Annotated in this window: 22 protein-coding genes; 11 read left to right on the top strand and 11 right to left on the bottom strand. The window is 54.3% G+C overall.

Features of this window, described 5'->3' with window-relative positions:
- Positions 1 to 14: 14 nt before the first annotated feature.
- Positions 15 to 986 (bottom strand): PTS mannose transporter subunit IIAB, encoded by a 972-nt coding sequence (gene manX, locus IB226_RS05955; RefSeq protein ID WP_192234065.1) that lies wholly within the window; start codon positions 984 to 986, stop codon positions 15 to 17.
- A gap of 511 nt (positions 987 to 1497) precedes the next feature.
- On the opposite strand from manX, the gene IB226_RS05950 reads away from it, so the two are divergent.
- Entirely contained in the window at positions 1498 to 3063 is a 1566-nt protein-coding gene (locus IB226_RS05950; RefSeq protein WP_192234063.1) for a TerC family protein, read from the top strand.
- A 54-nt stretch (positions 3064 to 3117) separates the two neighbouring features.
- Here the strand turns inward: IB226_RS05950 and IB226_RS05945 are convergent, their stop codons facing one another.
- From IB226_RS05945 to pabB, 4 genes are all read right to left on the bottom strand, one after another.
- Positions 3118 to 4680 (bottom strand): EAL domain-containing protein, encoded by a 1563-nt coding sequence (locus tag IB226_RS05945; RefSeq protein WP_192234061.1) that lies wholly within the window; start codon positions 4678 to 4680, stop codon positions 3118 to 3120.
- A 219-nt stretch (positions 4681 to 4899) separates the two neighbouring features.
- Positions 4900 to 6264: an L-serine ammonia-lyase gene (locus IB226_RS05940; RefSeq protein ID WP_101764191.1), complete on the bottom strand. Its 1365-nt coding sequence runs from the start codon at positions 6262 to 6264 to the stop codon at positions 4900 to 4902.
- 323 nt (positions 6265 to 6587) lie between these two features.
- On the bottom strand, positions 6588 to 7157 hold the full coding sequence (locus IB226_RS05935) for a CoA pyrophosphatase (RefSeq protein WP_101764192.1): 570 nt from the start codon (positions 7155 to 7157) through the stop codon (positions 6588 to 6590).
- A 1-nt stretch (position 7158) separates the two neighbouring features.
- Entirely contained in the window at positions 7159 to 8517 is a 1359-nt protein-coding gene (gene pabB, locus IB226_RS05930) for an aminodeoxychorismate synthase component 1 (RefSeq protein WP_192234059.1), read from the bottom strand.
- A gap of 110 nt (positions 8518 to 8627) precedes the next feature.
- Between pabB and IB226_RS05925 the strand changes: the two genes are divergently transcribed.
- Positions 8628 to 8825 (top strand): YoaH family protein, encoded by a 198-nt coding sequence (locus IB226_RS05925; RefSeq protein WP_008110398.1) that lies wholly within the window; start codon positions 8628 to 8630, stop codon positions 8823 to 8825.
- Positions 8826 to 8839: 14 nt separating this feature from the next.
- Here IB226_RS05925 and IB226_RS05920 read toward each other — a convergent pair whose 3' ends face one another.
- Positions 8840 to 9184: a RidA family protein gene (locus IB226_RS05920; protein ID WP_061718729.1), complete on the bottom strand. Its 345-nt coding sequence runs from the start codon at positions 9182 to 9184 to the stop codon at positions 8840 to 8842.
- Positions 9185 to 9308: 124 nt separating this feature from the next.
- Between IB226_RS05920 and IB226_RS05915 the strand changes: the two genes are divergently transcribed.
- The 5 genes from IB226_RS05915 to rnd all read left to right on the top strand — a co-directional run bounded on the left by IB226_RS05915 (position 9309) and on the right by rnd (position 15729).
- The gene (locus IB226_RS05915) at positions 9309 to 11219 is read left to right on the top strand and encodes an ATP-dependent DNA helicase (RefSeq protein WP_192234057.1); all 1911 of its coding nucleotides are present in this window, start codon (positions 9309 to 9311) and stop codon (positions 11217 to 11219) included.
- Between the two features lie 51 nt (positions 11220 to 11270).
- A complete protein-coding gene (gene tsaB / locus IB226_RS05910; RefSeq protein WP_101764196.1) occupies positions 11271 to 11969 on the top strand; it encodes a tRNA (adenosine(37)-N6)-threonylcarbamoyltransferase complex dimerization subunit type 1 TsaB in 699 nt (232 codons plus the stop codon).
- A 60-nt stretch (positions 11970 to 12029) separates the two neighbouring features.
- Entirely contained in the window at positions 12030 to 12623 is a 594-nt protein-coding gene (locus tag IB226_RS05905; protein ID WP_101764197.1) for a Slp family lipoprotein, read from the top strand.
- 209 nt (positions 12624 to 12832) lie between these two features.
- Positions 12833 to 14509 carry a long-chain-fatty-acid--CoA ligase FadD gene (fadD, locus tag IB226_RS05900; protein ID WP_146001316.1) on the top strand — a complete coding sequence of 559 codons (1677 nt, stop codon included), beginning with the start codon at positions 12833 to 12835 and terminating at the stop codon, positions 14507 to 14509.
- 98 nt (positions 14510 to 14607) lie between these two features.
- Positions 14608 to 15729 carry a ribonuclease D gene (rnd, locus tag IB226_RS05895; RefSeq protein WP_192234054.1) on the top strand — a complete coding sequence of 374 codons (1122 nt, stop codon included), beginning with the start codon at positions 14608 to 14610 and terminating at the stop codon, positions 15727 to 15729.
- A gap of 55 nt (positions 15730 to 15784) precedes the next feature.
- Here the strand turns inward: rnd and minE are convergent, their stop codons facing one another.
- Genes minE through minC form a run of 3 tightly spaced genes read right to left on the bottom strand, consistent with a single transcriptional unit; the run spans position 15785 to position 17614 of the window.
- A complete protein-coding gene (gene minE, locus IB226_RS05890) occupies positions 15785 to 16054 on the bottom strand; it encodes a cell division topological specificity factor MinE (protein WP_007889661.1) in 270 nt (89 codons plus the stop codon).
- 3 nt (positions 16055 to 16057) lie between these two features.
- Positions 16058 to 16870, bottom strand: a complete 813-nt coding sequence (gene minD, locus IB226_RS05885; RefSeq protein ID WP_007889662.1) for a septum site-determining protein MinD — start codon at positions 16868 to 16870, stop codon at positions 16058 to 16060.
- Positions 16871 to 16903: 33 nt separating this feature from the next.
- Positions 16904 to 17614, bottom strand: a complete 711-nt coding sequence (gene minC, locus IB226_RS05880; protein WP_192234052.1) for a septum site-determining protein MinC — start codon at positions 17612 to 17614, stop codon at positions 16904 to 16906.
- 153 nt (positions 17615 to 17767) lie between these two features.
- Between minC and IB226_RS05875 the strand changes: the two genes are divergently transcribed.
- The 3 genes from IB226_RS05875 to IB226_RS05865 all read left to right on the top strand — a co-directional run bounded on the left by IB226_RS05875 (position 17768) and on the right by IB226_RS05865 (position 19481).
- The gene (locus IB226_RS05875; RefSeq protein WP_110866280.1) at positions 17768 to 18043 is read left to right on the top strand and encodes a YcgL domain-containing protein; all 276 of its coding nucleotides are present in this window, start codon (positions 17768 to 17770) and stop codon (positions 18041 to 18043) included.
- Positions 18044 to 18310: 267 nt separating this feature from the next.
- Complete coding sequence (locus tag IB226_RS05870; protein ID WP_101764202.1) at positions 18311 to 18970, top strand: fumarylacetoacetate hydrolase family protein; 660 nt, start codon at positions 18311 to 18313, stop codon at positions 18968 to 18970.
- Between the two features lie 64 nt (positions 18971 to 19034).
- Complete coding sequence (locus IB226_RS05865) at positions 19035 to 19481, top strand: YcgN family cysteine cluster protein (protein WP_008110381.1); 447 nt, start codon at positions 19035 to 19037, stop codon at positions 19479 to 19481.
- 39 nt (positions 19482 to 19520) lie between these two features.
- Here the strand turns inward: IB226_RS05865 and dsbB are convergent, their stop codons facing one another.
- Positions 19521 to 20051, bottom strand: coding sequence for a disulfide bond formation protein DsbB (gene dsbB / locus IB226_RS05860; protein ID WP_192234050.1), 531 nt, complete (start codon positions 20049 to 20051; stop codon positions 19521 to 19523).
- A gap of 320 nt (positions 20052 to 20371) precedes the next feature.
- Here dsbB and fadR point away from each other — a divergent pair, with 320 nt between their 5' ends.
- A complete protein-coding gene (gene fadR, locus IB226_RS05855) occupies positions 20372 to 21091 on the top strand; it encodes a fatty acid metabolism transcriptional regulator FadR (protein WP_101764204.1) in 720 nt (239 codons plus the stop codon).
- Between the two features lie 38 nt (positions 21092 to 21129).
- On the opposite strand, the gene IB226_RS05850 is transcribed toward fadR, so the two are convergent.
- Positions 21130 to 22665: a SpoVR family protein gene (locus tag IB226_RS05850; RefSeq protein ID WP_101764205.1), complete on the bottom strand. Its 1536-nt coding sequence runs from the start codon at positions 22663 to 22665 to the stop codon at positions 21130 to 21132.
- Between the last annotated feature and the right edge of the window lie 100 nt (positions 22666 to 22765).

Raw genomic sequence — 22765 nt, 5'->3', positions numbered from 1 at the left:
AGGCAAAGGGCGAACTACGGATTGACCTTGGCGATCAGGTCCATCATTTTCAGTCGCTGATCGCTGGACACTTTACGTACTTCCAGTTCGATACCGCGCTCATTAAGTTTGCGGAACGCCGTGATATCTTTTTCATCCACCGATACCGCGTTGTTCACCTGCGTTTTGCCCTGACGGAACGCCATGCCGCCAATATTGACCGACTTAATGTCCACGCCTTGCTCGACAATCCTCACCACATCGGTGGGATTGGTGAACAGCAGCATCACCTTGTCATTGCCATATTTCGGGTTGTTCCACACGCGAACCATCTTATCGATATCCACCACGTGCGCGGTAACGCCTGGCGGGGCCACCTGCGTCAGCAGCGTTTTGCGCACATGGTCGTTCGCCACTTCATCAGATACCACGATGATGCGGGTAACGTTGGTCTCTTTGGTCCAGCGCGTGGCCACTTGCCCGTGAATCAAGCGGTCATCAATACGCGCCAGGCCGATTTTCATGTGATCGCCTGCAGCCATTGGTTTTTGCGGCTGAGCGGGCGCTTTCGCTGCAACCGGAGCAGGCGCAGCTGCGGCTTGCGCTGGCGTTTCAGTTTTGAGGGCTTTAACGCCTTCACGACCGGCCTCTACCGCGATGTGAATCAGTTCTTCCAGCGATGGGTTGTCATCACGTCCCATCAAGGTTTCAACCAGCATCGGAATGTTGACGCCAGCGATGACATCATAGTCATCCTTATCCACCACAATGCGGCTGGCCGCATTAAATGGACTGCCACCCCAGGTATCGACCAGGAACAACACGCCCTTTGACGTGTCGAGATCGGCCAGCCGTGCCTGATACTTTTCGATTAGCGTTTCTGCATTTTCGCCGGGAACGAAATCAATCCATCCGACATTTTCCTGCTCACCCAACAGCATCTCTGCTGTTTTAAGCAACTGTTCTGCCGCCCAGCCATGTGTACCAATTACAATAGCAATGGTCACTTGCTACCTCCGTTCGCGTGAGAGATTCTCTGGCATTGCCGGGAATCATTGAATATTACCGTTAGTGTTTCAGGTGGATCGTTGATGATGTGATAGAGAAAAAGCATCAATAAATAAAACGCAACAATCCGCTGCACAGCGATAAGGTCGCGATTTATTTTAGTGATCGAAAAAATAAATTATGTGATGTTTGTCAGCTATTTCGCGCGTAACGGCGCTAATGTGCACTTTTGTTCGATATTCCTGCGTTAACGTAGATATTTGTAAATGTAATAAATTTTTTTGACGTCGTTGATGTAACTGATACATTAGCGTTCTGTTTTTTATTCAGGAGTACCGGGCTTCAGCTCACCTTTATGGACCGTCACCGACGTCGCTCAACATGTTCTCAGCGCTTTATCGCGCCCGCTTCCACGCTCTTCAGCGTTATCACCGCCTGTAACGATCTCTCGTCTCGCCCTCTGGTGCAGACTCAATTTCGTGCGCCTTCACGTCCGGTAAGGAGTCATTGATGGAATTTCTCTTCGACCCCTCAATTTGGGCGGGTTTGCTCACGCTGATCGTGCTGGAAATTGTTCTCGGCATTGATAACCTGGTGTTTATCGCCATCCTCGCGGACAAATTGCCGCCGAAGCAGCGCGATAAAGCCCGTCTAATTGGTTTGTCGCTCGCCCTGGTGATGCGTCTTGGCTTGCTGTCGCTGATCTCCTGGATCGTGACGCTGACGCGGCCCCTATTCAGCGTAGGCGATTTCAGCTTTTCCGGACGAGATTTAATTCTGTTGTTTGGTGGTTTGTTCCTGTTATTCAAGGGAACCATGGAACTGCATGAGCGGCTCGAGAACCGCGGGCTCGAACATCAGGGCAATAAGAGCTACGCCAGTTTCTGGGCGGTGGTGATTCAGATTGTGGTGCTGGATGCGGTGTTCTCACTCGACGCGGTGATTACCGCGGTCGGTATGGTGAACCATCTGCCGGTGATGATGACCGCCGTGGTGATCGCCATGGGCGTCATGCTGCTGGCCTCGAAACCGCTGACGCGTTTTGTGAATGAACACCCAACGGTGGTGGTGCTGTGTCTGAGCTTCCTGCTGATGATTGGTTTGTCGCTGGTGGCCGAAGGTTTTGGTTTCCACATTCCCAAAGGTTACCTGTACGCCGCGATCGGCTTCTCGATCATCATCGAGCTGTTTAACCAGATTGCGCGCCGTAACTTTATTAAGCATCAGGAACATCGCCCGATGCGTGAACGCACCGCCGAAGCGATTCTGCGTTTGATGGGTGGACGCCAGCGTAAGCAAGCGACGACAACTGAAGAAACCTCATTGACCGAAGCGATGCCGCAGGAAGCGTTTAAGGACGAAGAGCGCTACATGATCAACGGCGTATTGACGTTATCGCAGCGTTCAATCCGTAGCATCATGACGCCGCGCGGTAACATTTCGTGGGTGGATGTTTCGCGTCCGCTGGATGAAATTCGTATTCAGCTGCTGGATACGCCACACAGCTTGTTCCCGGTATGTCGCGGTGAGCTGGATGAAATCATCGGCGTGGTGCGTGCCAAAGAGCTGCTGGTGGCGCTGGAACACGGCATGGATGTGGCGACCTTTGCGGCTAACACGCCGGCGATAGTGGTTCCGGAAACCCTGGACCCAATCAATCTGCTGGGCGTGCTGCGCCGGGCTAAAGGTAGCTTTGTAATTGTCACCAACGAATTTGGTGTGGTGCAGGGCTTAATCACGCCGCTGGACGTGCTGGAAGCGATTGCCGGTGAGTTCCCGGATGAAGACGAAACGCCAGACATCATTGCCGATGGTGACGGTTGGTTAGTGAAGGGCGGGACCGATTTACACTCGCTGCAACAGCTGCTGGATCATCACGAGTTGGTGAAAGCCGATGAAGATCACGCCTCGCTAGCCGGTTTGTTGATTGCACAGAAAGGCCAGTTGCCGCTGCCCGGCGAAGTGATTGATTTACCGCCGCTGCACTTCCAGGTGATTGAGGCGACCGATTACCGTATCGACCTGGTGCGCATCACCAAAGATAAGCCATTCGATCACGAAGAACACGCCGGGTAAGTCATCGGAATGAAGTAAACAATAACGGCCACGCCAAAAGGAGTGGCCGTTTTTTTATGCGCTTAGCTGCGCCTGATGCTGCTCCAGCCATTGCGGGAAATCCTCAATCGGCATCGGGCGCGCGTAGAAATAGCCTTGCAGATGGTCGACGCCGCGCTCACGTAGATAGTGTGCCTGCTCGGCAGTTTCCACACCTTCCGCCACCAGTGAAATATTCAGGCGCTGCGCCAGCGAGATCACCATATCGGTAACGGTCGCGTTAATCGCATCGGTGCCAATGGCGGCGGTGAAAATCTTGTCGATTTTAAGCACATCCGGTTGGAGGTCTTTCAGATAAGCCAGCGAACTGTGGCCGGTACCGAAATCATCAATCGCCAGACGCACACCAATTTCATGCAGTTGCGACACCACCGATTGATCGATGATTGGCAGGGCATCACGCTCCGTCAGCTCAACCACCAGTTTTGGCATGGGATTGGCCGGCCACCAGATATTTTGCAGATCTTCCACAATGGCGCGATCGCGAAAATGGCTGGCGGCAACGTTAATCGCAATGTGGAACGACGGACATTGCGGCAGATTGGGCAGCTCAGCCACGACTTTCGCCAGCACGAAGCGGGTCAACGGCGCGATCAGGTTTTGCCGCTCGGCCAACGGAATAAACACGTCCGGCGCAATCCAGCCCTGACGCTGGTTATGCCAGCGCAGCAGCAGCTCCATGCCGTCACACTCGCCGCTTTTGGCGTTAATCAGCGGCTGGCAATAAACCATAAATTCGTTAGCGGTGATGCCATAACTGATCTGCCAACTGAGGCTCATGCGATTGGCGGTCGCCAGCCAGACGATGTACCCCATCAGCAGGCTGAGCATCAGCGCCAGCGGCAGCTGTGAAGGTAGCGTGTTAAGCGCCAGCCGGGCGGGAGAAGGGCCGTACAAGGTGATGCTAAACGGATAGCGCAGTGATGCCTGATCGTACGCCACTTCATCTTCAGACGGTTCAGTTTGTTCAATCAGCGGATTACCGTATTCAAGGCTCTGACCACCCACGTTGAAAATGGCGCGCTCAACCCACGGCAACTGCGGCTCCAGCAGATAATTGGTCATCAATTCAATATTAATGACTTGCAGCAGACCTTCGCGATTATCCAGCGATTTTGGCGTCCACAGCAGCAGCACCGGCGATCCTTTCAACAGATCACTGTCCGTGGCCAACATCATGCGCTGATTATTGATAGCTAATTCAGGATAGGTTTGGCTGAAGGAGAGGTTTTGCGGGCCAAAAATGCTGGAGCAGTAGAGCGCGTCGTCCTTAACCAGCAGCACGGTGCGCACGGTTTGCAGCGCGGCAATTTTCTCAATCAGCGGATAACGCACTTGCGCACAAGGTACACCAACCAAACCGAGCGTGTTGTTGGCGGAAACATCCAGCGGCGAGAACATACGATCAAAGCGTTCAATCGCGCGGGTGGCGAAATTCAGCGACTGCTGCTCAATGCGCGATTTCTCTTCGATATAACGAAAAGTTAGCGTCAGGACCAGAACCAGCGAGGCGATCACTAACGCAATAAGCAGTCGCTTACGGCGAAATTGACCCACAAATTGCTGGGGAATGAGCATCAGTAACCACCTTGCAAAACAAAGATTGAAGCCAAATTAACGTGTAGGTTATCGGCATTGAGGCGGCCAGGTTTAGCGCGGCTGAATAAAAAATACGGCACTAAAAAAAGCGCGGCCACAAAGGGCCGCGCTCGAAATCAATGTATCTGTTTTACTCAGTTGGAGGTAGCTACAGATGAATAAAAATAGCCAACTGTTGTTTAAATCACCAGCGAAGCGTTAATCGCACTGGACCTTAATCGCTAATCCGCCGCGAGAGGTTTCACGGTATTTAGCGTTCATGTCCTTACCGGTTTCGTACATGGTCTCAATCACTTTATCCAGCGACACACGTGGTTCGCTGGTACGGCGCAGCGCCATGCGCGCGGAGTTAATGGCCTTTACGGAAGCGATGGCGTTACGCTCAATGCACGGCACCTGAACCTGGCCGGCGACTGGATCGCAGGTTAATCCCAGATTGTGTTCCATGCCGATTTCCGCCGCCACGCACACCTGTTCCGGGCTGCCGCCCAGCAGTTCCGCCAGACCGGCGGCTGCCATGGAACACGCCACGCCTACCTCGCCCTGACAGCCCACTTCGGCACCCGAGATTGAGGCGTTCATTTTATACAGCACGCCAATCGCACCAGATGAGAGGAAGTAGCGGATGAAGATATCGGGCGTAACGGGTTCGATAAAGTGATCGTAATAGGCCAGCACCGCTGGCACGATGCCGCAGGCACCGTTAGTAGGTGCCGTCACCACACGACCGCCGGCCGCGTTCTCTTCATTCACTGCCAGCGCAAACATATTCACCCAGTCGATCACATCCATCGGATCTTTCGAGTGCTTTGAGGATGACACCAGCAGACGGCGCAGTGAAGCCGCACGACGAGGTACGCGCAACGGACCCGGCAGCACGCCTTCGGTATTCAGACCACGATCGATACAGGCCTGCATGGTTTGCCACACGTTGCCAAAATAGGCATAAATCTCGTCGCGAGTATGCAGCGCCAGTTCGTTTTTCATCACCAAACCGGACAGCGACAGCCCACTTTCGCGACAGTGGCTGAGCAGCTCTTTAGCAGAGTGGAAAGGCCACGGCACGGAAACTTCGTTCAACACCGGTTGGCCGAAATGCTCTTCATCGACGATGAAACCGCCGCCGATGGAGTAGTAGGTTTTGCTTAGAATGAGCAGATCACCCGCGAAGGCAAACACCGTCATGCCGTTTTCATGCAGCGACAGGTTTTCACTGCGGAACACCATGCCACCTTCACGCGGGAAATCCACTTCGCGCGCGCCGTTGGCTAACAGCAGACGCTCGCGCTGCTCCACGTCTTTAATGAACGCAGGAATGCCATCAATATCGACGGTGGCCGGTTCGAAGCCCGCCAGGCCCATGATAATCGCGATATCAGTGTGGTGACCTTTGCCCGTGAGCGACAGCGAACCATAGACGTCAACCGCCACGCGCGTCACGTCCTGCAATTTGCCTTGTTCGGCCAGCAGATCAACAAACTGCTTGCCCGCTTTCATCGGGCCGACGGTATGTGAACTGGATGGGCCGATGCCCACTTTAAACATGTCAAAAACACTAATCACCGGTGACACTCCTCACAAATCTTATTCTGCACGGCATAAGCCGTTTATGCGGCTAATAGTAATCGCCCATGCCGTATAACGAGCAGCTTTTCGCATGAAATAAACTAATTATAAACCCCAGAAATAGTTATCCGTTTGTACTGTTGTGAAGCGGATCGGTTTTCCCGGCGAAAGGCTAACGTTCATCGCTGCGGATTGCCTGCCCAAAAGTGGCCACGGCCTGCTCCGAAGCTTCAGTGTGTGCTGCTGAAAAGGGCACCTTTGCCAGAGCCCGCACCAGATCTAAAGCAAAAAGATATTTTAACTGGCAAGCATTAGGTGATTTACGGTAGGGCGATTTGTTGACCGAGCGCACGAATAATCCCTGCGGTCATGCCCCAGATAAAATAATCCTCGTACCAGGATAACCAAACCTGATGTTGGCGATGACCACGGCGCAAGGTGAGATCGCTGTAGCGGCTCAAACGCAATGCTTCCGACAGCGGCATGGCAAAGGCGCTTTCCACTTCGTCCGGATTGAGCTGCAAAGCAAAATCAGCCGGAATAATGCCCACGACCGGCGTCACAGCGAAACCGGTGCTGCTGGTCACCGGCGGCAGAACGCCGATGATCTGCACCTGTTCCGGCTGGATTCCCACTTCTTCCTGCGCTTCACGCAGTGCGGTGTGGATCAGCGAAGTGTCAGTGGCATCCTGCATGCCGCCGGGAAAGGCGACTTGCCCGGCGTGTTTACGCAGGTGTGATGAGCGACGCGTGAGCAGCAAGCCAGGTTCTGCGCCGTCGATCACCGGCACCAGTACCGCCGCACGGCGTCCACTGATGGCACTTTTCGGCGCATGCAGCGGCGGTTGCAGGACAAAGCGGCTGAGGAACTGCTCAAGGGTTAAATTCATTTTAGGTCCCATCACGCAGGCTGGGCAAAATACGGTTCACCTTATGGAAGGTTTCCTGATATTCGGCATCAAGGTCGCTATCCGCCACCAATCCACCACCGGCGGCGCAGTAAAGCTGGTGGTTTTCCGCTATCAGCGTGCGAATGGTGATGCTGGTATCCATACGGCCACACAGGCTGATGTAGCCGATGCTGCCACACCACGCATTGCGGCGATGCGGCTCTAACTCTTCGATGATCTCCATCGCGCGGATCTTCGGTGCGCCGGTGATGGAACCACCGGGGAAGCAAGCACGCAGCAAATCGGTTGCGCTCAGCGTCTCAGGCAAACGTGCACGCACGGTGCTGACCAGATGATGTACCGCCGGGAAAGGTTCAACCACGAACAGTTCCGGTACGCTGACGCTGCCGGGCACGGCCACGCGGCCAATATCATTGCGCAGCAGATCGACAATCATCAGGTTCTCCGCGCGATCTTTCTGCGAGTTGGCGAGCTTCTCTGCCTGCAAACGGTCGGCCTCGGCATCAGCAAGACGCGGCAAAGTGCCTTTAATCGGACGCGTTTCAATCTCCTGCTGCTGTAAAGCGAGGAAGCGCTCTGGCGATAAACTCAGCAGCACGCTGTCCGGCAAACGCAGGAAGGCGCTGAACGGCGCGCGATTCGCCTGCGTCAGACGCAAAAATGCCTGCCACTCATCACCGCGATAGCCCGCCTGAAAACGCTGTGCCAGATTCACCTGATAGCAATCACCGGCTTGAATATAGGCCTGCACCGCGTGGAACCGCTGCGCATACTGGTCATAACTGAGGTTGGATTGCCACTCGCTGGTCATGGCGAAAGGCTCGGCGGGCGACGCGGTTTGTGCTTGCAGCCAGTGCCAGCGCTGCCCGGCATCGGTGAGCGAAACCAGCGTCAGTTTTTGCTGATGGTGATCGGCGATCAGCGCCCAGTCATAAATGCCCACCGCCATATCCGGCGTGGTGAGATCCTGCAGCGCGCGCTGCGGCAGGTTTTCAAAGCGTCGTCCTAAATCGTAACCGAACAGGCCGAGGGCGCCGCCCTGAAACGGTAATCCGGCATCAAAAGCCGGCGTGACACCTAGCGCGGCACATTGCTGTTGCACCAGCAGCAGCGGATCGGCGGCGGAGTGAATGACGTCATCACCGCAGATAATTTCAGTGCTGGCACCGCGTGTAGTCAGCGTCGCGCGCGGATCGGCGGTGAGGATATCAAAGCGATTATCCGCATGATCGGCCTGGCCGGAGGTCAGCAACATCGCCCAGCGTTGGTGGGCTAGCGGAGCAAAAAGGTCTAACAGCGTTTCGGGCGTATACTTCAGAACGAGGCTTTTTACCATCATGGGACAAATCACTTCAGCAAGCAGGTCGCTAGCCTGACATATTTTTTTGTTGCTGGCACCCGTTTGTTCCACGTGGTAATAATGCGTCCCCCATGCACCAGGAGTGAATTATGTTTACAGGTCTTCCAGCGTTATCCCATGAGCAACAGCAGCAAGCGGTTGAACGCATCCAGGAATTAATGGCGGGCGGTATGTCGAGCGGACAGGCGATTGCGCAAGTGGCGCAGGAGATTCGTCAAACCTATAAAGGTGAAGCCATTCGGGCGATGTTCGAAGACGACGAGGATGAAGAAGACGACAACGAATAACGCCCGAACGGATTTTACAGCGCGGCGATGATTTTAATTTCGACTTTATACTTCGGGTTCATCAAACCGGCCTGCACGGTGCAACGCACCGGCGCATTGCCTGGCGAAACCCACGCATCCCAGGCGCGATTCATCGCCGGAAAATCGCTTTTCTCCACCAGAAAAATGGTGGCGTCGAGGATCTTGCTCTTATCCGATCCCACGCGCGTCAGAATGGCGTCAATCACCGCCAACGCATTGGCGGTTTGCGCTTCCGCATCTTCATCCAGGTTTTCCGGTACGCTGGTGTAATAGACGGTTTGGTTATGCACCACGGCTTCCGACATGCGGTGCTCTGGATCAATACGCGTAATGGTCATGCTGTTCTCCTTTAATTTTGCTGCGCTAGCCTGCCATATCCCAGGGGCGCATGTCATCTGTTGTGGTTGCCCGCCGGGAATCCTGACATAATTACAGTGGTTTTAATTTTTGATGTGAGGAAGTGTGGCAGACGATTTTGCAGCTGATGGCGCACTGGCGCAGGCAATTCCGGGCTTTAAACCGCGTGAAGCACAGCGCCAAATGGCCAAAGCGGTAACCGAGGCGGTGAAAACAGGCGGCGAGCTGGTAGTAGAAGCGGGCACCGGAACCGGTAAAACCTATGCCTATCTGGCGCCGGCATTGCGGGTAAAGAAAAAAGTCATTGTTTCCACCGGATCCAAAGCGTTGCAGGATCAGCTCTATAATCGCGATCTGCCTACCATCGCGCGTGCCCTGAAGTTCAGCGGCAAAACTGCGCTGCTGAAAGGGCGCTCCAACTATTTATGCCTCGAACGTCTTGAGCAGCAGAATCAAACCGGCGGCGATCTCAGCGTTCAGGCGCTGGGCGATTTGATCAGCGTGCGCGGCTGGTCGTCAGAAACCACCGATGGCGATGTCAGCAACTGCAACGGCGTGGCCGAAGACAGCCCGATCTGGCCGTTCGTCACCAGCACCAACGATAACTGCCTCGGCAGCGATTGCCCGCTGTATAAAGATTGCTTCGTGGTCAAAGCGCGCAAAAAAGCCATGGACGCCGATGTGGTGGTGGTGAACCATCATCTTTTTCTTGCCGATCTGGTGGTGAAAGAGGGCGGCTTTGGCGAACTGATCCCGGAGGCCGATGTGATGATCTTCGATGAAGCGCATCAGCTCCCCGATATCGCCAGCCAGTATTTCGGTCAGCAGCTGTCGAGCCGTCAACTGCAGGACCTCGCCAAAGACATCATCATCGCCTATCGCACCGAAGTGCGTGATGTGCAGCAGCTACAGAAATCTGCCGATCGTCTGGCGCAGTGCGCGCAGGATTTTCGTTTGACGCTCGGCGAACCGGGTTTTCGCGGCAATCTGCGCGATCTGCTGAGCGATAACAACATCATGCGCATGTTTACCTTGCTGGATGATGCGCTCGAACTCTGTTACGACGTGATCAAACTGTCGCTGGGGCGCTCCGCGCTGCTGGACGCCGCCTTTGAGCGCGCGGCGTTGTATCGCACGCGCCTGAAACGGCTGCGCGCCATTGACGAGCCCGGCTTCAGCTATTGGTATGAGTGCAATAGCCGCCATTTCACGCTGGCGCTGACGCCGCTGTCGGTGGCGGAACGCTTCCGGGAAGTGATGGATAACCGCAAAGCTGCGTGGATTTTCACGTCAGCCACGCTGGCGGTGAATGAGCAGATGAGCCATTTCTCCAGCCGCCTCGGGGTGGATAACGCTACTACGATGATCCTCGACAGCCCGTTCGATTACACCCAGCAAGCGCTGCTGTGTGTGCCACGCAACATGCCGGAACCCAATCATCCCGGCGGCGCGCGCCAGCTGGCGCGCATGATGAAGCCGCTGATTGATGCCAACAAAGGCCGCTGCTTCTTCCTCTGCACCTCGCACAAGATGATGCGCGAGTTAGCCATTGAGTTTCGTGCTTCCATGACGTTGCCGGTATTGCTGCAAGGTGAAACCAGTAAAGGACAGCTGCTAAAGCAGTTCCTGGAAGCCGGTAACGCACTGTTGGTCGCCACCAGCAGCTTCTGGGAAGGTGTTGACGTACGCGGCGATGCGCTGTCGCTGGTGATCATCGACAAGCTGCCATTTACCTCGCCGGAAGATCCGCTGCTCAAAGCCCGCATGGAAGATTGTCGCCTGCGCGGCGGCGATCCCTTTAATGATGTGCAGCTGCCCGATGCGGTAATCACCCTGAAACAGGGCGTGGGGCGTTTGATTCGTGATACCGAAGATCGCGGCGTACTGGTGATTTGCGATCAGCGCCTGGTTTCTCGCCCCTACGGCGGCCTGTTCCTGAACAGTTTGCCGCCCACGCCGCGCACCCGCGATATTGCGCGCGCCATCGAATTTGTCCGTCAGCCAGTGGATCACTAATTGTGCCAGGCTGTGATAAGATGCGCGCCATTTTGACTCTCTGAGGTTGTTATGTCCGCCCGAATTTTAGCCCTGGACACGGCGACAGAAGCCTGTTCTGCCGCGCTGCAAAATCTGCAGCAGATTGATGCCCGCTTTGAAATCGCCCCGCGCGATCATACCCAACGTATTCTGCCGCTGGTGCAGGAGCTGTTGCAGGCGCAGCAGCTGGAGCTGACCGCGCTTGACGTGCTGGCGTTTGGCCGTGGACCGGGCAGTTTTACCGGTGTGCGTATCGGCATTGGCATTGCTCAAGGGCTGGCGCTTGGCGCGAATCTGCCGATGATTGGCGTCTCCTCGTTAGCGACCATGGCGCAGGGCGCGTGGCGTTTGACCGGCGCGACGCGCGTGCTGGCCGCAATCGACGCGCGCATGGGCGAACTCTATTGGGCTGAATATCAGCGCGACGAAAACGGTGAATGGCAGGGCGCGGAAACCGAAGCGGTGATCAAACCCGACGTGGCGCAGCAACGTATTGCCGCATTAGGTGGCGAATGGACGGCTGTTGGCACCGGCTGGCAAGCCTATCCGCATCTGCTCACCTCGCCAGGCGCGCAGCTTATTGCCTCAGAGGTATTGTTACCCGCAGCAGAAGATATGCTGCCGCTGGCGCTCAGCGCCTGGCAGCGTGATGAAGCAGTTGCGGTGGAGAATGCCGAGCCGGTTTATCTGCGCAATGAAGTGGCATGGAAAAAGTTGCCGGGACGCTAGGCCGCGCGCAACTTATCTTCGCGTGCTCAGTCTAATCAGAGAAATAACAGGAGAAGTGCTATGCCAATAAGTCGTAAAGGGATGTCTGGCGCTCTGTTAGCCTGCGCAATGCTGCTCAGCGGCTGTGTTTCGGTGCCAGATTCAATTAAAGGAAGTTCTGAGCTTCCACAGCAAGATTTACTGCGCGTGATGAACGCGCCGCAACTGTTTGTCGGTCAGGAATCACGCTTCGGCGGGAAAGTGGTGAAGGTCACCAATCTTAACGGCTTAACGCGCGTGGAAATTGCGACACAGCCGCTGGATGAGAGCGCGCGTCCGCGTTTAGGCGCAGCTTCGGTTGGCCGCATCTTTGCTGACATCCGCGGCTTTGTCGATCCGGTCGATTTGAATAACCAATACATCACGGTGCTGGGCAACATCAAAGGCACCGAGAAAGGCGATATCGGTAAGGCCAGTTACAACTTTGTGGTGATCGATGTGCGCGGCTATCAGCGCTGGCATCTGACGCAACAGGTGATGACGCCGCCGCAGCCGATTGATCCCTACATCTGGTATGGCCCAACGCGCCATCGTCCGGGATATTGGGGACCCAATCCGTATTGGGGTATGAACCTCGGCCAACCGGCGCAGGTACAAACTATCCTCACCGAATAAGCTATTAATGGTGTTATTTACGGCCCGGTCGCGGTGCGTGCGAACGGGCCTTTTTATTGGGCGCGCAACCGATGCGCGAAATTTAGTGATGCGCTTCGCAACCTGAAAATGCCGAAACAGGCAAACTGGTACAATCAGTTAAAATATTGTTAACAACATTGATTGTCGAGGCGGCGATGGCTACGCAACAGGATTATCGGGGTGATTCTTTGAATAAGGTTTGGCTCAAACGCTATCCGGCAGATGTCCCTGCGGAAATTAATGCGGATCGTTACGCTTCTCTGGTCGATCTTTTCGAGCACGCAACAGAGCAATACGCCGATCAGGTGGCTTTCATCAATATGGGCCAGCCGATGACCTATCGGCAGCTGGAAAAGCAAAGCCGCGCCTTTGCCGCCTGGCTGCAGCAAGGTTTAGGGTTAAAGCAGGGCGATCGCGTGGCGCTAATGATGCCCAATCTGCTGCAATATCCCGTCGCGCTGTTTGGCGTACTGCGCGCTGGCATGGTGGTGGTCAACGTCAATCCGCTCTATACGCCGCGTGAACTCAAGCATCAGCTCGTTGATAGCGGCGCCAGCGCCATAGTGATCGTCTCGAACTTTGCCCACACGCTGGAAAAAGTGGTGGCCGAAACGCCGATCAAACATGTGATGTTAACGCGTATGGGCGATCAGCTGGCGCCGGTGAAAGCCACGCTGGTGAACTTCGTCGTTAAATACGTGAAAAAGCTGGTGCCAAAATACCATCTGCCGGGCGCGGTCCCGTTCCGCAGCGCCTTGTCGCAGGGCGAACAGATGACCTATCAACGCCCAACCGTGACCAATGACGATCTCGCTTTCCTGCAATATACCGGCGGTACCACCGGCGTGGCCAAAGGCGCGATGCTGACGCACCGCAATATGCAGGCCAATCTGGAACAGACTAAAGCTACTTACGGCAAGCTGCTGCGTCCGGGCAAAGAGCAAGTGGTGACCGCGCTGCCGCTCTATCACATCTTCGCGCTGACGGTGAACGGGCTGTTGTTCCTTGACCTTGGCGGCACCAACCTGCTGATCACTAATCCGCGCGATATTCCCGGCTTTGTTAAAGAGCTCAGCAAGTTCCCATTTACCGCCATTACCGGCGTGAACACCTTGTTCAATGCGCTGCTGAATGATGCCAATTTCAATAAGCTCGATTTCTCTACGCTGCGCCTGTCAGCCGGCGGCGGCATGGCGGTGCAAAAAGCGGTCGCCGAGCGTTGGGAAAAACTCACCGGACACTATCTGCTGGAAGGTTACGGTCTGACCGAGTGTTCGCCGCTGGTGTCAGTGAATCCGTATGACATTACCTGTCATACCGGCAGCATCGGTTTGCCGGTGCCTTCCACCGATGTGCGCATCGTCGATGATGAAGACAAGGATGTGGCGCCAGGTGAACCGGGCGAGTTGTGTATTCGCGGACCGCAGGTGATGACCGGCTACTGGCAGCGCGCCGACGCTACCGATGAAGTGCTGAAAAATGGCTGGCTGCATACCGGTGATATTGTTACCGTTGATAGCGAAGGCTTTATTCGCATCGTCGATCGTAAGAAAGACATGATTCTGGTGTCAGGCTTTAACGTGTATCCTAACGAGATCGAAGATGTGCTGATGCAGCACGAGAAAGTGCGTGAAGCCGCGGCGATTGGCGTTCCCAGCGATCTGTCGGGCGAAGCGGTAAAAGTGTGCATCGTGAAGAAAGATCCGTCACTGACGAAAGAAGAAGTGCTGGATCATTGCCGTCGCCAGCTCACCGGCTACAAAGTGCCGAAGATTATCGAGTTTCGTGACGAGTTGCCGAAGACCAACGTCGGCAAAATATTGCGTCGCGAATTGCGTGATGAGGCGAAGCGAGAAGGGCAGTAACGCGCCATTCTCCTCAGGTTAACGCCGGCACAGTCCGGCGTTTTTATTGCTTTTAACATGGAGCGCTGCGCGTTGTTTGCCGCAGCGAGAAAGACAACGTGAATTACACCCTGATCGACCAAAATGACCAACTGGCCGCCGTGTGCGAGAAAGCACGCCAGCACGCCGCCGTGGCGCTGGATACTGAATTCGTGCGCACCCGCACCTACTATCCGCAGCTCGGCCTGATTCAGCTGTTTGATGGCGACCAGCTGATCCTGATCGATCCGCTTAATATCAGTGACTGGACGCCGTTTGTGGCGCTGTTGCAGGACAAGCAGGTCACCAAATTCCTGCACGCCGGCGGCGAAGATCTGGAAGTGTTCCTGCATCGCTTTAAATGCCTGCCCGATCCCATGATTGATACGCAAATTCTGGCGGCATTTACCGGCCAGGCGTTGTCGTGGGGCTTTGCCTCGATGGTGATGCATTTCAACCAAATCGAGCTGGATAAAAGCGAATCGCGTACCGATTGGCTGGCGCGTCCGTTGACCGAACGTCAATGTGAATATGCCGCCGCCGATGTCGCCTATCTGCTGCCGATTGCCCATCAGCTGGTGGCGCAAACTGAAGAAGCTGGCAACATGGCGGCGGCGCTAAGCGAATGCAAGATGCTGTGCCAGCGCCGCCTGGATGTGCTGCAACCGGAAGAAGCCTGGCGCGACATCACCAATGCGTGGCAACTGCGTCCGCGTCAGCTTGCGGCGTTGCAACGTCTGGCCGCGTGGCGTTTAAACCTCGCGCGTCAGAAAGATATGGCGGTGAACTTCGTGGTGCGCGAAGAGAATCTGTGGAAAGTGGCGCGCTTTATGCCGGGCAGCCTTGGCGAGCTGGATCATTTAGGGCTGAACGGCCATGAAATCCGCTTCCACGGTAAAGTGATGGTGGCGCTGGTGGCTGAAGCGCAGGCGCAGGATGAAGCGACCTTGCCGCAGCCGCTGCCCAATCTGATCGACCACCCACACTACAAGCAGGCGTTTAAAGCCATTAAAGCGCTGGTGCAACAGGTGAGTGAAGAGAGTGGTTTCAGCCAGGAACTGCTGGCATCACGTCGGCAGATTAATCAGGTGCTGAGCGTGCATTGGGGATTGAAAAACGCGTCGCGCACACCTGAGTTACAGACAGGCTGGCGGGGCGACTTGCTGAAAGCAGGTATCGACGAGATTCTGCAGGCACTTTAATGCGAGCATTTTCCCCTGCGCAACACCGCAGGGGAAAATCAGGAAACCGCTTTAATCATTTAGGAACGTCTTCCGGCTCCGGCAGTGTCACGTTGAGCTCGAGGATCGAGATATCATCCCCTTTCTGATCCAGCTGAACGGTCACCATATCCGGGTCAATTTTTACGTATTTACAGATCACTTCCAAAATATCGCGCTTCAGCTGCGGCAGATAGTGGGGCTCACTGTCGCCCCTTCTGCGTTCGGCTACGATAATCTGCAGCCTTTCCTTGGCTATATTGGCTGTGTTCTTCTTACGGGATAAAAAGAAATCAAGTAATGCCATTGGTTATCCCCCGAACAGGCGTTTAAGGAAACCCTTCTTCTCTTCTTCGATAAAGCGGAAGGGGCGTTCTTCGCCAAGCAGGCGATCTACGGTATCAGCATAGGCTTTACCGGCGTCAGCGTTTGCGTCGAGGATCACCGGCTCACCCTGGTTAGAGGCGCGCAGGACAGATTGATCTTCCGGGATGACGCCAACCAGAGGAATGCGCAGAATTTCCAGCACATCTTCCATGCTCAGCATATCGCCACGGGTTACGCGGCCAGGATTGTAACGGGTCAGCAGCAGATGCTCTTTCACCGGATCCTGGCTGTTCTCTGCACGACGGGATTTCGAAGAGATGATGCCGAGAATACGGTCGGAGTCACGTACTGAAGAGACTTCCGGGTTGGTGGTGATGATGGCTTCATCGGCGAAGTACAATGCCATCAGCGCGCCGGTTTCAATACCTGCTGGTGAGTCACAGACGATAAAGTCGAACTCCATCGCCGCCAGATCGTTCAGCACTTTTTCAACGCCTTCACGCGTCAGTGCATCTTTATCGCGCGTCTGTGAAGCCGGCAAAATGTAGAGTTGCTCTGTGCGCTTGTCGCGAATCAGCGCTTGATTCAGCGTTGCATCGCCCTGAATGACGTTTACAAAGTCATACACCACGCGGCGTTCACAGCCCATGATCAAATCCAGGTTACGCAGACCGATATCGAAATCGATGACGACGGTTTTTTTGCCTTTCTGCGCTAACCCGGTAGCGATGGCCGCGCTTGACGTGGTCTTGCCAACGCCCCCTTTACCCGATGTAACTACAATAATGCGTGCCATAAATGTTGATTTCCTTAACGAAAGAAAAGGGGCTTAATTAAGTGTCTGAATGGTAAGCGCGCCCTCTATCAGGCTGAGGCGCGCCGCTTTACCAAAGAATTCCACCGGGATTTGATCGATCATCCAATATTCTCCGGCAATAGAGACCAACTCTGCGGCGAGGTTGGTGCAAAAAATCTGGCTGTCGCGTTGTCCGCCGACGCCGGCTAACGCGCGACCGCGCATCATGCCGTAAATATGGATGTTACCGTCGGCGACCAGTTCGGCACCGGCGCTGACGCTACTGGTGACGATGAGATCGGCATTGCGCGCATAAATTTGCTGGCCCGAACGCACCGGCGTATTAATGATGCGGGTTTTACTGGCGGCATCCGGCACAACTGCCGCAACAACCGGTGCGGCTTCAGCGACCGGCGCCGCGGCTTGTTTGCGGCTCTCTTTACCTTCAGAGAGCACCGGCAAGCCCGCGCGGGCAATCATTTTTTTCAGGGCTTCATCTTTGCAACCGCTGACACCAACGATACGCAGACCGGTCGCCATCACCGCTTGTTGCATCTGTTTCCAGTTAATGTCACCGGTTAACGCTGAAACATTCAGCACCACCGGCGCATTCAGCAAAAAGGCTGGTGCCTGATCGATTTTGTCCTGTAGCGCCTGACGAATCACCTCGGGTTGCGAATGATGCAGATGAACGACTGACAGGGTAAAACTGCTTCCCTTGAATTCGATTGGCGTTTGCGACATCTGTGCTGACTCAGTCCTGTTTTACGACCCTTAAATGTACGCCGATAAAATCGGCAATAACATCAAACGGTCAATATTCGAAGTTCTGCAAGCATGTTATAGTTACTGCTATATTCAGGCAAGTGACGCCATCGGTTAATTCGAGTAAAAAATATGTTTTGTGTGATCTACAGAAGCCCGCAACGTGAACAGACTTATCTGTATGTTGAAAAAAAAGACGATTTCTCACGGGTACCGGAAGAACTGCTGCGTGGCTTCGGCAAACCCCAGCTGGCCATGGTGCTGTCACTGGATAAGCGTGACAAGCTGGCTAACGCGGATATCAATAAAGTTAAGCAAGGTTTAAGCGACCACGGCTTTTATTTGCAAATTCCACCGCCGGTTGAAAGTCTGCTCAACATTCATCTCGATCAGGGTAAAAAAGATTAATTCAGATTCCTCTGTAAATATATCCTGTAGAAATAATCAGTGCTATTTGCGTTAATTAACTGCCCGCTTTAACTCTTTATTGCGGGCAATTATCCCGGCGTTTAGCTGATTTTGTTGTATACGATTAACGACTTTTGACAATTTCCGCCACGCCTGCTGCCATAAACCCGCTAATATATTCCACCTCAGCGTGCCGCGTTCCGGCTCTGAGCCAGACTTCATCGCCAGATGCACTGGCGGCAAACACAACCAAAGCAGGGGAATAGCATGTATCAGCATCGTAACTGGCAGGGCGCTCTGTTGGATTATCCGGTCAGCAAAGTGGTTTGCGTCGGCAGCAACTATGCAAAGCACATAAAGGAAATGGGAAGTGCCACGCCAACCGAACCGGTAGTGTTTATCAAACCGGAAACCGCGGTGTGCGATCTGCGCCAGCCGCTGTCAATCCCGGCAAATTTTGGTGAAGTGCATCATGAAGTGGAGCTGGCGGTGTTGATTGGCTCGACGCTGAAGCAGGCGAGCGAAGAGCATGTGGCGAAGGCGATTGCCGGTTATGGCGTCGCGCTGGATTTGACCTTACGTGACGTGCAGGCCGGGTTGAAGAAAGCGGGCCAACCGTGGGAAAAATCCAAAGGTTTCGATAACTCGTGCCCGCTGTCAGGTTTTATTCCGGTTGCCGAGTTCAGCGGCGATCCCCAGAACACCGAACTGAAGCTGATGGTTAACGGCGAAGTGCGTCAGCACGGGACGACCGCCGATATGATCCACAAAATTCTGCCGCTGATTGCCTATATGAGCCAGTATTTCACCCTGCGCGCGGGCGATGTGGTGCTGACCGGTACGCCTGAAGGCGTTGGCCCGATGCGTTCTGGCGACAAGCTGGAAGTATCGCTGGCGGGTCACGGTATTTCGACGCGCGTTCTGTAAAACTTGCATCACCGCACCTGAACCTTTATAAGGTGCGGTCTCTTTGCTAACCCGGACCGCCATCATGACTGAACAACCTTTCTGGCAGACTAAACGCCTTGACCAAATGAACGACGCAGAGTGGGAATCCCTGTGCGACGGCTGCGGCCAATGTTGCTTGAATAAGTTGCAGGATGCGGATACCGACGAAATCTACTTCACCAACGTGGCCTGCAATCAGCTGAATATCAAAACCTGCCAATGCCGTAACTACGAGCATCGTTTTGAGTTAGAAGAGAATTGCATCAAGTTGACGCGTGAAAACCTCACCAGTTTTGAATGGCTGCCGCGTACCTGCGCCTATCGCGTGTTAGGGGAAGGGAAAACCTTGCCGGCCTGGCATCCGCTGATCGCCGGTTCTAAAAAGGCGATGCATGCGCAGCGCATTTCAGTGCGTTTTATTGCGGTGCGTGAGAGTGAAGTGCGGGATTGGGAAGAGCATATAATCGATCGACCGGATCGCAACGGTTAAACATAAAACAGGCAGCCAGGGCTGCCTGTTTTTTTGTGTTTAACGTCCGAACAGATCGCGGCGTTTCGGTTTGAACGGTTGTGCAATCAACACCAGCAGCGCCACCAGCAGATAAGCGCCGAAAATCACGATCATCCACTGCGGCATGCTCCAGGTCATGAAAGTCCAGCCGCGCTCGGCGCAGTCACCGCTGGCCACAAACACCGAAGGCAACCATTTATCCAGTGGCAACCAGGTTGGGAAACGTGCGGCAAAGTCGCAGGTGACAAACGGATTGGGATGCAGCTGAATCATGGTGTGATCGTAAGAGAGGCGAGTGCCTTCAATCGCGCTATAAATCCAGATGAGGATCGCCGCCCAGCGCAGCGGGGTTTTCGGTGCAATCGCACCCACGATGCCCGCGCCCATCACGCCAAACAGCGCGCAACGCTCATAAATACACATTACGCAGGGTTGCAGCCCCATGACGTGCTGAAAATACAACGCCGTCAATTCAAACGCTAGCGCCGTCAGGGCCAGCAGAAGCCAGGCACCGCGTCCACGCGAGCATTGATTCAAATATCGCAACATATTGCTTTTCCTGTAACCGTTAATGTTTCGCAGTGTAAACCAAAAGCGCAACCGTGCCAGCCAGGTAAAGGGAAAAAATCATGTACAAAAATGACTTAAGTCGCGTTGAGGCCAAAAAAGATCCGGCCATGCGCTTCATCCGATAAGTGCAAGCCACAGGAGCAGCGCAAACGTGTGCTTGCCAGCGTTGTTTCATCTGAATTCACGGCTGAATTTTGCGCCAGCGCGCGCTTTTAATCGGTTGGCAGGCTATTTCCGCTATAGCCGCTCTGGTATGATGAGTCGCATTACGATAAAGAAAGCAACGAGAAATAAATGCTATGGTGATTAAGGCGCAGAGCCCCGCGGGATTTGCGGAAGAGTATATTATTGAAAGCATCTGGAACAGTCGTTTTCCGCCGGGATCCATTCTACCTGCCGAACGTGAGCTTTCTGAACTGATTGGTGTGACCCGCACCACGTTGCGTGAAGTCTTGCAGCGTCTGGCGCGCGATGGCTGGTTGACCATTCAACATGGCAAACCGACGCGCGTAAACGATTTTTGGGAAACCTCCGGTTTAAACATCCTCGAAACCCTGGCCCGACTCGATCACGATAGCGTCCCCCAGTTGATTGATAATCTGCTGTCGGTGCGGACTAACATCTCTTCGATTTTTATCAGCCGTGCGCTGCGTCATCATCCTGATAAAGCGCGCGAAGTGCTGGAAAATGCACTGATCGAGGAAGACAAAGCCGAAGCCTACACCGAGCTGGATTATCGCGTGTTCCGCGGCCTGGCGTTTGCATCAGGTAACCCGATTTATGGTCTGATTTTGAATGGCCTGAAAGGGTTGTATACCCGCGTGGGTCGTCACTACTTCTCCAGTCTGGAAGCGCGTGAACTGGCGCGTAACTTCTATCGCCAGCTGGCTGACCTGTGCGTGGCTAATCCTTCGCAGGAGCAGATTGTCGATAGCGTGCGTGAATACGGACGCCGCAGCGGTGAGATTTGGCACAAGATGCAGAAAAGCATGCCGGACGATTTAGCCAGTAAGCGATAAAAGAAAAACCGGACTTCGACAGTCCGGTTTTTTTTGCCTTAAAGCGTTGGGCCGCGCGTGGGCGAACGATCCAGCAACTCGACGCTGCCGTCTTCATTCTGCTGTTCCAGAATCACATCAAAGCCCCACAAACGGTGCACATGCTTCAACACTTCTTTGCGGCTCTTATCGAGCGGCGCACGCTGTTGCGGCACATAACGCAGCGTCAGTGAGCGATCGCCACGCAAATCCACGTTGTAGACCTGAATGTTAGGTTCCAGATTGCTCAGGTTGTATTGCGCCGACAGCTGCTGACGAATGGCGCGGTAACCCGCTTCGTCATGGATCGCTGCAATTTCGAGGAAATTGTTGCGGTCATCATCCATCACCGTGAACAAGCGGAAATCACGCATCACTTTTGGTGACAAGAATTGGCTGATAAAGCTTTCGTCCTTGAATTCACGCATGGCGAAATGCAGGGTTTTCAGCCAGTCGGAACCGGCAATGTCCGGGAACCAGTAGCGATCTTCTTCGGTCGGTGTCTGACAGATGCGTTTAATGTCCTGGAACATCGCGAAGCCCAGCGCATACGGGTTGATGCCGTTATACCACTGGCTGTTATACGGTGGCTGATACACCACGTTGGTGTGGCTGTGCAGGAACTCCATCATAAAGCGTTCCGACACTTTGCCTTCGTCATACAGATGATTAAGGATGGTGTAGTGCCAGAAAGTGGCCCAGCCTTCATTCATAACCTGCGTCTGTTTCTGCGGATAAAAATACTGGCTAACTTTGCGCACAATGCGCAGCACTTCACGTTGCCAGGATTCCAGCAGCGGCGCATTTTTTTCCATAAAATAGAGCAGGTTTTCCTGCGGTTCAGAAGGGTAGCGCGATGCCTCAACGTGCACCGACTCTTTCTCTTTACGCGGCAGGGTGCGCCACAGCGTATTCACCTGACTCTGCAAATACTCTTCGCGGCTCTGCTGGCGCGCCTTCTCTTCCTGCAGCGAAATTTTCTGCGGACGCTTATAGCGATCCACACCGTAGTTCATCAACGCATGGCAGGAATCGAGCAGCCGCTCAACTTCCTCCACGCCATAGCGCTCTTCGCAGTCGGTAATGTAATTTCGCGCAAACAGCAGGTAATCCACAATCGAACTGGCATCGGTCCAGCTGCGGAACAGATAGTTATTTTTAAAGAAAGAGTTGTGACCGTAACAGGCGTGCGCCATTACCAGCGCCTGCATGGTCATGGTGTTCTCTTCCATCAAATAGGCGATACACGGATTGGAGTTGATGACGATCTCATACGCCAGGCCTTGCTGACCATGCTTGTAGCGCTGTTCCGTTTCGATGAATTTCTTGCCGAACGACCAGTGCGCATAGTTGATCGGCATACCCACGCTGGAGTAGGCATCCATCATCTGCTCGGAGGTGATCACTTCAATTTGGTGCGGATAGGTTTCCAGTCCGTAACTTTTGGCTACGCGGTCAATTTCCGCCAGATAATCATCCAGCAGTTCGAAGGTCCAGTCGGGACCATCACTGAGTCGTTTACTGTTGCGGGTTGGCTCGTCAAAGATTGTCGTCATAGCGCACCTCTGTTTTGCAAGCGGCAGGAGTTACCTGTCACGATCGTTTAAGGCCTCATCCTGAGTAAAGATGGCCCAAAAAACTGAGCGAACACTTCAA

Source organism: Pantoea sp. PNT03 (genome assembly GCF_014852515.1).
Classification (GTDB): domain Bacteria; phylum Pseudomonadota; class Gammaproteobacteria; order Enterobacterales; family Enterobacteriaceae; genus Pantoea; species Pantoea leporis.
Note: the sequence above shows the minus strand (reverse complement) of the source record. Positions and strands in the feature narration are given on the sequence as shown.

Bases quoted from the DNA above. Each gene is read 5' to 3' on its own strand.
- IB226_RS05905 (WP_101764197.1), top strand. From the start codon at position 12,030: ATGCCAATAAGTCGTAAAGGGATGTCTGGCGCTCTGTTAGCCTGCGCA.
- dsbB (WP_192234050.1), bottom strand. From the start codon at position 20,051: ATGTTGCGATATTTGAATCAATGCTCGCGTGGACGCGGTGCCTGGCTT.
- minE (WP_007889661.1), bottom strand. From the start codon at position 16,054: ATGGCATTACTTGATTTCTTTTTATCCCGTAAGAAGAACACAGCCAAT.
- IB226_RS05950 (WP_192234063.1), top strand. From the start codon at position 1,498: ATGGAATTTCTCTTCGACCCCTCAATTTGGGCGGGTTTGCTCACGCTG.
- IB226_RS05850 (WP_101764205.1), bottom strand. From the start codon at position 22,665: ATGACGACAATCTTTGACGAGCCAACCCGCAACAGTAAACGACTCAGT.
- IB226_RS05875 (WP_110866280.1), top strand. From the start codon at position 17,768: ATGTTTTGTGTGATCTACAGAAGCCCGCAACGTGAACAGACTTATCTG.
- pabB (WP_192234059.1), bottom strand. From the start codon at position 8,517: ATGATGGTAAAAAGCCTCGTTCTGAAGTATACGCCCGAAACGCTGTTA.
- minD (WP_007889662.1), bottom strand. From the start codon at position 16,870: ATGGCACGCATTATTGTAGTTACATCGGGTAAAGGGGGCGTTGGCAAG.
- IB226_RS05925 (WP_008110398.1), top strand. From the start codon at position 8,628: ATGTTTACAGGTCTTCCAGCGTTATCCCATGAGCAACAGCAGCAAGCG.
- tsaB (WP_101764196.1), top strand. From the start codon at position 11,271: ATGTCCGCCCGAATTTTAGCCCTGGACACGGCGACAGAAGCCTGTTCT.
- minC (WP_192234052.1), bottom strand. From the start codon at position 17,614: ATGTCGCAAACGCCAATCGAATTCAAGGGAAGCAGTTTTACCCTGTCA.
- fadR (WP_101764204.1), top strand. From the start codon at position 20,372: ATGGTGATTAAGGCGCAGAGCCCCGCGGGATTTGCGGAAGAGTATATT.
- IB226_RS05865 (WP_008110381.1), top strand. From the start codon at position 19,035: ATGACTGAACAACCTTTCTGGCAGACTAAACGCCTTGACCAAATGAAC.
- IB226_RS05870 (WP_101764202.1), top strand. From the start codon at position 18,311: ATGTATCAGCATCGTAACTGGCAGGGCGCTCTGTTGGATTATCCGGTC.
- IB226_RS05920 (WP_061718729.1), bottom strand. From the start codon at position 9,184: ATGACCATTACGCGTATTGATCCAGAGCACCGCATGTCGGAAGCCGTG.
- IB226_RS05945 (WP_192234061.1), bottom strand. From the start codon at position 4,680: ATGCTCATTCCCCAGCAATTTGTGGGTCAATTTCGCCGTAAGCGACTG.
- IB226_RS05935 (WP_101764192.1), bottom strand. From the start codon at position 7,157: ATGAATTTAACCCTTGAGCAGTTCCTCAGCCGCTTTGTCCTGCAACCG.